The sequence below is a fragment of the Candidatus Dormiibacterota bacterium genome, assembly GCA_035544955.1.
Lineage (GTDB): Bacteria > Chloroflexota > Dormibacteria > CF-121 > CF-121 > CF-13.
In genome coordinates, this window is sequence record DASZZN010000012.1 from 1 (window position 1) to 12,305 (window position 12,305).

Annotated in this window: 17 protein-coding genes; 4 read left to right on the plus strand and 13 right to left on the minus strand. The window is 65.6% G+C overall.

The genetic code is table 11. From position 1 onward, the window contains the following. Window positions 1–105 precede the first annotated feature (105 nt). Window positions 106–318, minus strand: a complete 213-nt coding sequence (locus VHK65_03980) for a hypothetical protein (GenBank protein ID HVS05309.1) — start codon at window positions 316–318, stop codon at window positions 106–108. Continuing rightward, window positions 318–761 carry an alpha/beta hydrolase gene (locus tag VHK65_03985; GenBank protein HVS05310.1) on the minus strand — a complete coding sequence of 148 codons (444 nt, stop codon included), beginning with the start codon at window positions 759–761 and terminating at the stop codon, window positions 318–320. Before VHK65_03985 ends, VHK65_03980 begins: the two co-directional genes overlap by 1 nt. Window positions 762–873: 112 nt before the next feature. Here VHK65_03985 and VHK65_03990 point away from each other — a divergent pair, with 112 nt between their 5' ends. Then, window positions 874–1,347: a DinB family protein gene (locus tag VHK65_03990; protein HVS05311.1), complete on the plus strand. Its 474-nt coding sequence runs from the start codon at window positions 874–876 to the stop codon at window positions 1,345–1,347. Window positions 1,348–1,359: 12 nt separating this feature from the next. Here the strand turns inward: VHK65_03990 and VHK65_03995 are convergent, their stop codons facing one another. From VHK65_03995 to VHK65_04005, 3 genes are all read right to left on the minus strand, one after another. Continuing rightward, complete coding sequence (locus VHK65_03995) at window positions 1,360–2,307, minus strand: LLM class F420-dependent oxidoreductase (protein ID HVS05312.1); 948 nt, start codon at window positions 2,305–2,307, stop codon at window positions 1,360–1,362. A gap of 99 nt (window positions 2,308–2,406) precedes the next feature. After that, complete coding sequence (locus tag VHK65_04000) at window positions 2,407–2,751, minus strand: hypothetical protein (protein ID HVS05313.1); 345 nt, start codon at window positions 2,749–2,751, stop codon at window positions 2,407–2,409. Window positions 2,752–2,991: 240 nt separating this feature from the next. Then, window positions 2,992–3,393: a nuclear transport factor 2 family protein gene (locus VHK65_04005; GenBank protein ID HVS05314.1), complete on the minus strand. Its 402-nt coding sequence runs from the start codon at window positions 3,391–3,393 to the stop codon at window positions 2,992–2,994. A gap of 55 nt (window positions 3,394–3,448) precedes the next feature. Between VHK65_04005 and VHK65_04010 the strand changes: the two genes are divergently transcribed. Genes VHK65_04010 through VHK65_04020 form a run of 3 tightly spaced genes read left to right on the plus strand, consistent with a single transcriptional unit; the run spans window position 3,449 to window position 4,660 of the window. After that, the gene (locus VHK65_04010) at window positions 3,449–3,784 is read left to right on the plus strand and encodes a metalloregulator ArsR/SmtB family transcription factor (protein ID HVS05315.1); all 336 of its coding nucleotides are present in this window, start codon (window positions 3,449–3,451) and stop codon (window positions 3,782–3,784) included. Continuing rightward, a complete protein-coding gene (locus VHK65_04015; GenBank protein ID HVS05316.1) occupies window positions 3,781–4,227 on the plus strand; it encodes an SRPBCC domain-containing protein in 447 nt (148 codons plus the stop codon). Before VHK65_04010 ends, VHK65_04015 begins: the two co-directional genes overlap by 4 nt. Then, on the plus strand, window positions 4,217–4,660 hold the full coding sequence (locus VHK65_04020; protein HVS05317.1) for an SRPBCC family protein: 444 nt from the start codon (window positions 4,217–4,219) through the stop codon (window positions 4,658–4,660). The genes VHK65_04015 and VHK65_04020 overlap by 11 nt, the downstream gene beginning before the upstream one ends. Before the next feature lie 123 nt (window positions 4,661–4,783). On the opposite strand, the gene VHK65_04025 is transcribed toward VHK65_04020, so the two are convergent. The 8 genes from VHK65_04025 to VHK65_04060 are packed head-to-tail and all read right to left on the minus strand — an operon-like array spanning window position 4,784 to window position 12,291. Then, window positions 4,784–6,289, minus strand: a complete 1,506-nt coding sequence (locus tag VHK65_04025) for a carboxylesterase/lipase family protein (GenBank protein HVS05318.1) — start codon at window positions 6,287–6,289, stop codon at window positions 4,784–4,786. Between the two features lie 14 nt (window positions 6,290–6,303). Continuing rightward, window positions 6,304–7,062 (minus strand): 3-oxoacyl-ACP reductase FabG, encoded by a 759-nt coding sequence (gene fabG / locus VHK65_04030; GenBank protein HVS05319.1) that lies wholly within the window; start codon window positions 7,060–7,062, stop codon window positions 6,304–6,306. Further along, entirely contained in the window at window positions 7,059–7,487 is a 429-nt protein-coding gene (locus VHK65_04035) for a MaoC/PaaZ C-terminal domain-containing protein (protein ID HVS05320.1), read from the minus strand. The genes fabG and VHK65_04035 overlap by 4 nt, the downstream gene beginning before the upstream one ends. Further along, entirely contained in the window at window positions 7,484–7,891 is a 408-nt protein-coding gene (locus VHK65_04040; GenBank protein HVS05321.1) for a MaoC family dehydratase N-terminal domain-containing protein, read from the minus strand. The genes VHK65_04035 and VHK65_04040 overlap by 4 nt, the downstream gene beginning before the upstream one ends. Further along, complete coding sequence (locus VHK65_04045; GenBank protein HVS05322.1) at window positions 7,870–9,036, minus strand: alpha-hydroxy-acid oxidizing protein; 1,167 nt, start codon at window positions 9,034–9,036, stop codon at window positions 7,870–7,872. The genes VHK65_04040 and VHK65_04045 overlap by 22 nt, the downstream gene beginning before the upstream one ends. A 3-nt stretch (window positions 9,037–9,039) precedes the next feature. Next, window positions 9,040–9,498, minus strand: coding sequence for a PaaI family thioesterase (locus tag VHK65_04050; GenBank protein HVS05323.1), 459 nt, complete (start codon window positions 9,496–9,498; stop codon window positions 9,040–9,042). 44 nt (window positions 9,499–9,542) lie between these two features. Then, window positions 9,543–11,111 (minus strand): 4-coumarate--CoA ligase family protein, encoded by a 1,569-nt coding sequence (locus VHK65_04055; GenBank protein HVS05324.1) that lies wholly within the window; start codon window positions 11,109–11,111, stop codon window positions 9,543–9,545. Window positions 11,112–11,124: 13 nt separating this feature from the next. Further along, window positions 11,125–12,291 (minus strand): acyl-CoA dehydrogenase family protein, encoded by a 1,167-nt coding sequence (locus tag VHK65_04060; GenBank protein HVS05325.1) that lies wholly within the window; start codon window positions 12,289–12,291, stop codon window positions 11,125–11,127. Window positions 12,292–12,305: the final 14 nt, after the last annotated feature.

Below are 12,305 nucleotides of genomic sequence, written 5' to 3' on the forward strand. Positions count from 1 at the left end.
GACCAGCAACAGTCTTCCAAAGGGGGTGAGTCGCGGCCTATGCTGCATCTGAGCCTCCTCTCGGTCTGGTTGTTGTTCACACCCCAAACCGTGCAAGGAGGCTCTTCAGTTGTCAACAAGGTCCGTGGGAACTACACCTAGCAGCCCGAAGAACTCAACGGCGTGTGACGGTGGGAGTCCATCGGCATCTCCGGCCACAATCATCACCGGCATTGGCAGCCTGGCGACTTCTGCTGACCAGTCGTAATCCAGCTTCATGGCGGTCGTGAGCTGCGTGACGAGCAGTGGCCAGTCCTCCTTGCGCGGCGCAATCCGCACTACGCTTCGTACATCGGACTTTGCTTCAAGGGCTCCGCCACCTCAGGTCCCATTGCATCCATACTCGCGGTCATCTCCGGATACCAACCGCTGCGCTTGAAGACCGTTGAGACCAGAGCGAGCCGTTCCACCAATTCGGGATGCTGGATGGCCGTGCGCAACGCTACCGCGCCGCCCAGCGAGAAACCCATGATCGCGGCACGCTCGAGCTTGAGTTCCGCAATCAGCGCCGCGATGTCATCGGCCATCGTCTCGAAGCGCATCGGCCGATCAACGGCGGGCGATCGGCCGTGGGACTGGAGATCCACGCCGATGACGCGATGCCCGCCAGCAAGAAGCTCCACATTAGGGCCGAACATCTCAACCGACCCGAAGCCGCCGTGCAGCAGGACGAGTGGGGAGCCCGTTCCGAAGATTTGATAAGCGAGTTGGATGCCGTTCACGTGCGCGATCGTGGAGACACTCGTATCTGTTGTCATTTCGCCCTCAATCTAGCGGTTCAGCCGCCGGTACCGGGGCTACGAGTCCCTGGCGCATTACTCTCTATGGAAAGCAATGTCGAAACCGAACCGCGCGGAGCTCATCACCCGGTATCGGGAAGGCCCCGCCGTGTTGGCGGACGCGGTGTCTCGCCTGAGCGAGAGGCAGCTCGACCACAAGCCCGCAGACGGGGGCTTCTCGGCACGCGAGGTGGTGCACCACACGGCAGATAGCGAAATGACCTCGGCCATCCGCCTTCGCCGGCTGGTCGCCGAGGATAATCCCCAGATCACAGGCTACGATCCCGACTTGTTCGCGGCACGTCTTCACTACGCCCGCCGTCCAGTGCAGCCATCACTCGACGCCATTAGGGCTGCACGGGAATCAACTGCGTCAATCCTCGAGGCCCTTAGCGAGGCGGAGTGGGAGCGGGCCGGCACGCACAGCGAACTGGGCGCATATTCGGTCGATAAGTGGCTCGAGATATATGCTGCCCACTGCCACGACCACGCCGACCAGGCACGCCGCGCAGCAGAAGGGGCGGATTAGCCAGCGATAGAACTACGCCTTCGTGACCGCGGCGATCAGGCGGCGCGCGCGCTCGAATTCGTCCGGCGTCCGCATCGTAGGGTTGCCGAAGGTGAAGCCCTCGATGCCGGCGGCGATGAAGTCTTGCAGGATCTCGGCAGCCTGTTCGGGGGTGGCCGGCTGGAACATTACCCGCCGCTCGGGCGGCATCCGTTCCATCACGGTCTTGACCTGTCCCTCGTTTTCTACCAGGACGACCGGGGAGCCCATGGTCTTGGTGATGGTGCCCGGGTCCCGGCCCTCTTCTTCGCAGTAGCGGTTCAGGATTTCAATCTTCCGTTTGATGTCCGCCAACGGGCCGAACCAGTGCGACATATCGGCGTAGCGCGCGACCAGGCGCAAGGTGCGCTTCTCGCCGCCACCGCCGACCATGATCTTCGGTCCACCAGGTTGCAGCGGGCGTGGGTTGTTGAGCGCGCGGTCGATGCGGTAATGCGTGCCGCTGAAGGACGGCCGCTCCTGGGTGAACATTAGCTTGATGATGTTCAGCGCCTCGTCGAGCCGGTCCATACGCTCGCGGATCGGCGGAAACGGAAAGCCGAACCCGACATGCTCGGACTCGTTCCAGGCGGCGCCGATGCCACAGATCATGCGCCCCTTCGATATCACGTCGAGCGTCGTAACCATTTTGGCCACAAGGGCCGGGTTGCGATAGGTCACGCCTGTCACGAGCGTTGCCAGACGTATGCGGCTCGTCTCCCGAGCCAGCGCCCCAAGCGTCGAATAGGCCTCGAGCATCGGCTCCTCCTCCTTGCCGATGGGAGTGATTTGGTAGAAGTGGTCCATCACCGTCACCAGCTCGAAGCCAGCGTTTTCCGCCGAACGCGCAAGCCCGGCTGCGTGATCGAAGAGCTGGTCCGGGGGAACACCCGGAAACGTGAAGCTGGGCATGTGATAACCAAAGAAGGGCATACCGTTCATGATGCCAGCCGGGCGCCGCGGAGCGGAGGTTTTGAATTACGCCAGCGATTGTTCCGTGTTAGCGGCCCGCTCAGCTGGCTCTTGGCACCAGGCTCACTGTCAAGTTGTCGAATCGATAACGTCGCGGACGATGCCAGCAACCTGCGTGAGGAAAGCCTTCGCACCGTTATCCGACGGGTCTTCCAGCGGCCAATTCGCGTCCCAAGCGACCAGTCGCGCCAGTGTGCCGTCGGGATAGTTCTCCCGCAAGACGACCTGCAACGCGGCGAGCGATTGCTCTAGTTGATGGGGATTCCGGCGTGCCACGTGGGCCAGCTCACTTCTGACCTGCTCGAGACCATCGGTATCGGCCCAGTAGCCGTGGACGAACGACCTGGTCGCCTCCAACGCGTCCTTCGCGTGGGCTGAGAGCCGCGGTGTTTCGCCGGCTATGTCAGCCTCCAAGGCCGCCGGGGACGCCGGTCGGAAAGGCGGTAAGCACGTAAAAGCCTGCCGGCGGGCCGGGAATGTGAATCAGCGTCAGGGTCACCCAGCTGGTGGCATGCGGTTCCGGCTGCGGCGCAGGTCCGAGTCCCAGGGCGCCGGCGTTGAAGCGCTGAATATCCCCCGGTTGCCACCCCGCGGCAAGTTAGTGCCCGGCCAGACTTTCGGGCAGAATCCGCTGCCCGATTGTCTGGCGGACGGTCAGATCGCGCGCGAAGCGACGTAGGAGACCATCCGCTCGACCTTGATCTTTCCGTCGTCGTCCAATAGCCAGGTCTGCGCGGAGGGCAACAGCTTCGGCCCGATCGGGCCGCCCTCGGTGCTGACTTCATACATGATCAGCGCGTTCCGCTCATCGCCCATGGTGGCGATCAGGCGCAGGCTGCCGGGCACGACTTGTCGTGCGAATTGCGTCAGGCCTCTCGGGGCGTCCATGTACTCGTCGATGCCCACGAGGTTCGCGGCCGGACTGTAGAACTGCACGTCCTTCGCTAGGTTGCCGCGCACGGTGTCGAAGTCGTGATTGGTCCACGCCTCCAGGTGGGACCGGGCGAGGGCGACCGCCCGCGACTCCGTTTTGGTTCTCGCATTGCTCTCGGACATCGGTTCCTCCTCCTGTGTCTTGACCTCAGAGCCCCGCTCTAGTACGCTCAACCAAGTGGTTGAATATTCTACTCGACAGCTCGATGCCGTGTACGCGGCGATTGCCCATCCGGTGCGCCGGCGGGTTCTCGATCAACTCCGGCCGCGTGACGCGACCGTGACCCAGATCGCCGCGGCGCACCCGATCTCCCTGGCGGCCGTCTCCAAGCACATTCGCGTCCTCGAAGATGCGCACCTCGTGCGGCGAACGATCGTGGGTCGCGAGCATCGCCTTACCCTCGAGCCGGCGCCACTCGCTTCGGCGGCGGGCTGGCTCGGCACGTACCGGCAGTTCTGGGAAGAGCGTCTCGATCTCCTCGAGGCCAGGCTCCGCGCCCGGAAGCGGCGGTGATCGACGCCCAGGCGATCGAGATCCATCGCCGCCTGCCTGCCCCGATCGGCGAGGTCTTCCGCTGGTGGACGGAGCCCGACCTGCTGCAGGAGTGGATGACGCCGATCGGCACCATCGAAGCCGACGTCGATCTTCGTGTCGGTGGGCGGTTGCGCATCGTCATGAAGGGCGAGGGCCGCGTGATCGAACACACCGGTGAATACCTGGAAATCGATCCTCCGCGCCGCCTGGTTTTCACCTGGGTTTCGCCCTACACCGGCAGCGTGCCCAGCGTCATCACCGTGGAGCTCAGCGACGCCGGCGACGGTCTCACCGACCTGCGCCTGGTCCACGCGCAATTACCCGATGAAGCCGCCCGCTGGCATCGTGGGGGATGGGACGCAATGCTCGACCGCCTAGGTGGCCGTCTGCACGAGAAGGAGGGACTGTATCGTGCCGGTTGACGTGCTCACCGAGACGGTGATCGATCGCCCGCCCGCCCAAGTCGCTGCCTACGCGGGCGATCCATCCAATGCGCCGCGGTGGTACGTCAACATCAAGTCAGTCGAGTGGAAAACGCCGCCGCCGATGCGCATCGGATCACAGCTTGCCTTCGTCGCGCAGTTCCTCGGCCGCCGGCTCGCCTACACCTACGAGGTGATCGACCTCGTTCCGGGCCGTCGCCTCGTGATGAAGACTGCTCAAGGCGCCTTCCCGATGGAGACCACCTATACCTGGGAGCCGGTAGGCGAGAGGCAGACGCGGATGACCCTGCGCAATCGCGGCGAACCCGCGGGGTTCTCCAAGATCGCGGCGCCCTTCATGGCGGCGGCCATGCGTCGCGCAAATCGGAAAGATCTCGCCCTCCTCAAGATGCTGCTGGAACGACCGGCCTAGCGCCCGCCTTCCCAGCGCCGCGATCAAGCGGTCAACAGTTGCTGACACGGTGTGCGCGCTCTTAACCGTTGTCAGCGACATTTCTTCGACCCAATCTGATCTTTCTCCGAGGAGAGTTATGCGTCAGCGAATGCTGTCCCAGAGTTGGCGCTCGTTAGCCGCCGGGTCGTTCACGACCTTCCCGCCCGCCTCGTCGAAGCGCATCACCGACCGCGTGAGTGAATGGTAGGGCGACCATCCGGGTGATCCATTAGTGGCGAACCCGACCCACGCGCGGTGCATCACGTCGGCAAGCGCTTGCGGCGGTCTGTCGCCGGCCAGGCCCATGGCGCCTTCGCGTCGCAGATTATCGAAGACGAATCCGATTTCGACCGCATGCGCAGCTCCAAACCGACCGTCGAAGAGCGGCGAGCGCCAGGCGAACTCATACATATGCGTCGACCCACCGTTCTTGGCGTGGGCCTCTGCGAGCCGGATGGCAGGAATACGAAAGAACCAGTCCGTGATCATCGCGGCGAGAAGGTCGCCGGCTGTTGCCTGCGGTCGGGATGCGCGGTAGACCGGCAGGGCTTGCTCGACATCGAGGCCCATGACGCGGGCCATGCTCGACAGACGGTCCGCGGTGACGCGGTCGATCGCGCCCCCGGGAACGAGGAAAAAGCGCCACTCCTCCGTGGTCGTGCCGACCATCAGCTCGATGTCAGCACTTGCTCCCGCAACGACACGCTCGATGGGCCTTGCCGGAACCACCTCGCCGTCGACGACCGGCTCGAAGATCATCCCATTGGCCGCCACCTCGCCCCATCGTGCGGGGTCTGGCCGGATGGCGAGCTCCTGCCCTAACGCGGCCTGCGCCTCGACGAGGCGATCCAGAGGGACGGCCGCGATCGACGGCATCGTCGGCGCCACGCCGAGCTTGTCGGCAAGATTGCGCCCGACCAGCTGGGCGGTTGCCAGCGAGCTCGTGTGGTGTCCCGCCCCGCTTTGCGCGATCGCTCGTTGGAACAGGCCTTCCGCACGTGGCATCGAGAGCAACGTGGCCACGCTGAACGCGCCCGCCGACTCACCAAAGATCGTGACCCGGGCCGGGTCACCGCCGAAAGCCCGGATGTTCTCCTGCACCCATTGCAGCGCGGCGATCTGGTCGAGCAGCCCCCGGTTCGCGATCCCGTCGCCGAGGTACAGAAAGCCGTCCGCTCCCAGTCGGTAGTTGAGCGTGACGCAGACCACGCCATCGCGAGCAAAGCGGGTGCCATCGTAGGTTGGGAGCGCACCGGAGCCTCGGACAAAGGCGCCGCCGTGGATCCACACCATGACGGGCAGACCGCCACTGCTCGGGTCTGGCGTCCACACGTTGAGGTTGAGGCAGTCCTCTCGCGGACGGCCTTGATCACCAAGGAGCTGATCGAAGGGCGGTGCGTAAGGCGGTTGCGGCGCGACGCGGCCATACTCGAGCGCGTCGCGCACACCGTCCCACGTCTGCGGAGGCCGTGGAGGTTGGAACCGATTCGGTCCGAACGGTGGCAGGGCGTAGGGAATTCCCTTGAACGCCGCCACGCCGTCGGTCACATGACCGCGAACCCGGCCCTGCCGAGTGGTCACCACGAAGTTGCCCGCCGCGATGCTCATGGCTCGCCTCCCAGTTAGGGTCCGCCGGTTGCGTAGATTGTCTGCCCGGTCACAAAGCTCGCATCGTCGCTGCAGAGAAAAGTGATGACGCCGGCAATATCGTCGGCCCGGCCGATCCGACGTAACGGGGTGCGTTCGGCCGCTGCCTTTTTCAAGTCCGCGTAGTCGATCCCGGTGCGTTGCGCAACCGCCTGCGTCATCCGGGTCTCGATGAACCCGGGTGCGACCGTGTTGACATTGATGTTGAAGGGACCCAGCTCGATCGCCAGCGTCCGCGCCATTCCCTGGATGCCCGCCTTGGCCGCCGAGTAATTGACCTGCCCGCGGTTGCCCAACGCCGAATTGGACGACAAAAACACCATCTTGCCCCGTCGTGCCGGGACCATCACCCGCTGCGCCGCCTGCGCACAGAGAAACGTGCCCTTGAGGTGCGTGTCGACGACAAGGTCCCAGTCGCTATCGGTCATTTTGTGAACCAGGTTGTCGCGGAGGATGCCCGCGCAGGTAACGAGGATATCGAGGCTCGCGTACTCCTTCACGGCGCGGTCGACGAGGGCTTCCACCGAGAGGCGATCCGTCACGTCGCAGGCGACCGCCAGAGCCGCTGCGCCGTGGCTTCGGATCTGCGCGGCGACCGCTTCCGCCGGTTCGAGATCCAGGTCGGAGATCACGACCTTCGCGCCGTCGGCGGCGAAACGCGTCGCCGTGGCTGCCCCGATCCCTCGCCCGCCGCCCGTCACCAACGCGGTCTGCCCCTCGAATCGTCCGCTCATGTGATGTCAACCTCCGCCTCGCCGACGGTGACCCGTTCGGCTCGTTGATTTTCCGCCCAGACCTCGAGGTGAAGCCGCCGCCCGGCATCGCGTGTGGTTTGCTCTTTCACGCGGGCCCGGCAGGTCAGCGTGTCACCGGGCCGGACCATTTCGACGAAGCGGACTGAAAGCCGTCGCACCGATTCCGGCCCGGCCAGCCAGCACAGATACTCGCCCAGGAACGCCATGCTCAGCATGCCATGCGCGATGACGCCCTCGAGTCCGACCGTTCGCGCCGTCTCGTCGTCCGTGTGGATCAGGTTGAAGTCGCCCGAGGCGCCCGCGTACTTTACGAGCTGCATCTTGGTGATCGGCGGCTTGCGAAGGTCCGGCAGGACACTGCCGCTTTCGAGGTCCGGCCGCGCCGCAAGCAGCGGACCGGTCATCGCAGGATGGCGGTGGTCGTTCCGCTGAACACGGGGCTGTCCGACTCATCCGTGCCTTCCATCCGCAGGATGAGAAACGTCATCTCGCCGAGGCGGCCCTGACGCCGATAGACGTTGGCGACTCGCACTCGGCAGCGCACGCGATCGCCCGCCCGAAGGGGCTTTTCATACCGGTACTCCTGGGCGCCGTGCAGCACGCGCGCCAGGTCGAAGGTCACGCCGGGGATCGTCATCCGAAAGGTGGTCGGAAAGGTGGGCGGCGCGATATCGCCGCGCACGCATGACGGCGTCTGGTCTTGCACAGCGTCGGCAAATTTTCGGATGGCGCCTCGCTCCACCTCGAAGAGGGCGACCTCGGACTCGCGTCCGATCAGCTCGCTGGTCAGGGCCGGAGGGTGATCCATGATCGGTCCAGGGCCTTTACGTCGCGGCCGCCAATCAGCGCGAGCGTCAGATCGATCTCGGCCATCAGGTTGCGGATGACGCGCTCCACGCCGGTCTGGCCCGCGACCGCGAGCCCGTAGGCATAGGGCCGGCCCAGCAGGACGGCGTTCGCGCCTAGGGCGAGCGCCTTGATGACGTCGGCGCCGCGCCGGATCCCGCTGTCCATCAGCACCACCGTGTTGTCTCCCAGCGCGTCGCGAACCTCGACCAGCGCATCGAGCGCCGCGACGGCCCCATCCACCTGCCGGCCACCGTGGTTGGAAACGATGACGCCCTGAAATCCGGCGTCGAGGACTCGCCGCGCGTCGTCGGCTCGCAGGACGCCCTTGGCGAGCAAAGGCAGGCGGGTCCGTTCGCGGAGCCACGCGAGGTCGTCCCAGCGTAGGCCCAGGTTGGAGAACATCCCGACCATGGCCGCTCCAGCGCCCCGCGGATCCTCTTCCGGCGAGACCGAAAGGCGCGAACGAAACACCGGGTCGCTGGTGAATTGGCCGATGCCTTCGCCGAGGATGAACGGCAGGTACTGGTTTGCGAGATCCCGAACGCGCCAGCCCAGCTGCAGCGTGTCCAGGGTCAGGACGATCGCGGCATAGCCGGCCGCCTCCGCCCGGTGCACCAGGCTGGCCACCACCTCGCGGTCGTTCACCCAGTAGAGCTGATACCAGCGCGGCGCCGCGCCCATCGCCTCGGCGATCGCCTCCATCGGTGATGACGCTGCGGTACTGACGACCCATGGAACGCCTGAGGCCGCTGAGGCACGGGCGACCGCGAGGTCGCCGTCGGAACGGGCGGCGGCGAGCACGCCGACCGGCGCCAGAAAAAACGGCGCCGGCGACGACGTACCGAGCACGGTGACGTGGAGATCTCGCTGCTCGTTGCCGGCGAGCATCGCGGGACGCAAACGCCAGCGCCCGAAGGCGTCCAGGTTGGCCCGCATCGTCGACTCGCCGCCGGCACCGCCGGCGATGTAGTCGAAGGGGCCCGGCTCGAGGACCGCTTTGGCTCGGCGTTCCCACTCATCCGGGTCGAGGGGAAGGTCGTCCGCGCTACTGACGTAGATCTCGGCCTGCGTCGCCGGCCCAAACGGAAACGATGTCTCGGGCATCGATCAGCTGGAGACGGGCCTGGCCGGACCGCGACGCGCGCGATGCGGCTCGTCTCGCAGGTCGATGGTGATGTTCGTGGCGCGGCAGCTCGCCAGCAGCGTGCCGTCCTCGTCATGCAGCTCGGACGCGGCGAAGGTCACTCGTCGAGTCTTGCGCACGACCCAGCCGGTCGCGCGGATTCGCCCCGGCCGGGTCGGCCGATAGAACTCCGTCCTCAGGTCGGCGGTGAGGTAGACCTCGTCCCGGTCGAGAAGGCTCCAGGTCGCGCTGCCCATGGCGCTGTCGAGGATGGCGGTCACCATGCCGCCGTGGACGATCCAGCCGTCGCCCGCCGGAAATGCCTGATCGCTGTTCGGCTCCCACTCCAGCACGGCGCGTCCTGCCTCGAGCTCGGCACGCCGCCAGCCGAGCGCATTCCAGATCCCCGGCTCCCCCGGCGTTGGTTGTTGCCACGAGTCCATTTCTGCGAACCGCTCGCCAGGGCGAAAGCCAGTGTCCGCGGTTGTCATGACGCGGTCCGCGTCCGTTCTTGTTCCACCAGCACACGGCGCAGGATTTTCCCCGAAGGGCTCTTCGGGATCTGACTCACGATCTCGAGCTGCCGGATCTTCTTGTACGGCGCCACCTGCTGGTTCACGAATGCGATCAGCTCGTCCGGCGTGACGGCACCCTTGAGCACGACCAGCGCCTTTGGTACTTCGCCGGCTTCCCGATCGGGGCATGGGATCACCGCGGCGTCGGCCACGGCCGGGTGCGTGAGGAGAAGTCCCTCGAGCTCGGCGGGCGCGACCTGGTATCCCTTGTACTTGATGAGCTCCTTGAGCCGGTCCACGACATGCAGGTAGCCATCGGCATCCACGGACCCGATGTCCCCGGTATGCAGCCAACCTTGCGCATCGAGCATGGCCGCGGTCGCCTCCGGATTGTTGAGGTACCCCGTCATCACCTGGGGTCCGCGGATCCACACTTCCCCTTGCCCTCCCGGTCCTAGCTCGGCCCCGCTCGCGGGATCCATGACCTTGCATTCCGTGTTCGGGATGAGGAGGCCGGCCGAGCCGCCGCGCCGCTTCAAGGGCTCGACGGGCGTGGTCGACACCACGGGGCTCGTTTCGGTGAGCCCGTATCCCTGGGCGACGAAGCATTTCAGGCGGTCGCCGCACGCCTGCTCAACATTGGCGTCGAGCGGGGCGGCGCCCGAGTTGATCGAGAGCAAGGCGTGCAGGTCATATCGGGCGACCAATGGGTGCTTGGCCAGGGCCAGAACGATGGGTGGCACGACGTTGGCGCGCGTGATCGCGTAGTCCTGCATCAGCCGGAGGAAGAGTTCCAGGTCGAAGCGGGGCATGGTGACGATGGTCACGCCCTGGTAGAGGCTGATGTTCAGCAGCACCGTGAAGCCGTAGATGTGGTAGAAGGGCAGGACCGCGATCGAGCGTTCGTCCTCGGTGGCCTGAACGACCGCGGAGGTCTGCACGATGTTCGCGACCAGGTTTCGGTGGGTGAGCATGACACCCTTCGGCAGGCCGGTCGTCCCGCTCGAGTAGGGCAGCGCCACGAGGTCCTTCCGGGGATCGATCGCCACGGTCGGGACCGCGTCCTCCGCTTCCATCAACGCCGCGAACGGCGTGGCCCCTGGCGCCTCGCCAAAGACGAAAATCTCCTCGACCTTTGCCTGGCGTGCCGCCTCGAGCGCGTGGTCGAGGAGTTGGGGGACGGTGACGAGGTACTTCGCTTTGGCGTCGTTGAGCTGAAGCGCGAGCTCGCGAGGCGTCGACAATGGATTTGAGGTCGTCGCGATCCCACCAAGCGTGGCGACCCCGTGCAAGGCGACCGCGTACTCGGGAACGTTCGGGCTGTAGATCGCGAAGACGTCGCCTTTTTTGAACCCACGGCGCGCGAGGCTGGCCGCCACCCGGCGGACTGACCTGGCCAACTCTGCGTACGTGAGCGTGCGTCCGGTCGGCCCATCGATCAGCGCCGGCTTGTTCCCCAGCGCGGCGGCACCGGCGAGCACGAAGGCCGGCAGCGAGATATCCGGGATGTCGACATCCGGGTAGGGGCTTCGGAAGATCACGTGCGCATCCCGGTCAGCTCCATGCGCGGAGCGTAGCGTGTCCCTTCAAGAGGTTGCGCGCGATCGACCGTCGCTGGATCTCATCGGTTCCCTCGTAAATCCGGTAGACGCGCACATCGCGCATCACGCGTTCGATCGGCATCTCTTTCGTGTAGCCCATCCCGCCGTGGATCTGCATCACCCGGTCGACGACCCGCCAGATCATGCCGGCGCCCGCCAGCTTCGCCATCGACGCCTCGTGCCGAGCGTCCCCACCCTGGTCGGCCTTCCAGGCGGCATTGAGCACCAGCCACTTCACCTGCTCGATCTCGACGGCGCTGTCGGCCAGCATCCACTGGATCGCCTGGTACTCGGCGATCGGGCGGCCAAACGCGATCCGCTGGCGCGAATAATCCAGCGCCATCTCGAGCAGCCGTTGCGCCTGGCCGATGGCCCGGGCCGGGATGATGATCCGGCCCTGGCCAATCCAGGCCATGGCGAGCTGGAAGCCCTTTCCGACTTCACCGAGGACGTTGTCATCGGGGACGCGGACCCCGTCGAAGCTGATCTCCGCCGGCCGCCACGCGCCCATCGTCTGGATCGGCTGGCTGCTCCATCCCATCGCTCGATCAACGAGGAACGCGGTGACGCCACCCTGGTGACCCTTCCCCCTGTCGGTGACGGCAAAGACGATCGCGAAGTCCGCTTCGAGACCATTCGTGATGAAGACCTTCCGGCCGTTGAGGACCCAGTCCGAGCCGTCGCGGACCGCCGGCATCTGGATGTTGGTCGCGTCCGAGCCGGTGTCGGGCTCGGTCAACGCAAAGCAACTTGTTCGATCGCCGTCGATGGTGGGGCAGAGGTACCGCTGCTTTTGCTCGGCGTTGCAAGAGTAAAGAATGTTATCCGCGTGTCCTCCGTAAGAGAAGGGGATCAGCGCTCTCGACGTCTCCATGCTGATCAGCGAGGTCATCAGCAGACCGAGGTTGGCGCCCCCGTATTCTTCCGGCGTCAGGAGGCCCCAGAGCCCAGCCGTTTTTGCCCGCTGCTGCAGCCGGCGGATGTCAGCGGGCTCCGGAAAGGACCGGCCGTCGAGTTCGGCGCGCTGCGCCTCCGCCTCCAGCGGCAACAGCTCCTTGGTCACGAACTCGCGGACCGTTCCCAGGATCATCCGCTGTTCGTTGGTCAGCCCGAAATCCATAGTCCGTTCCCCTT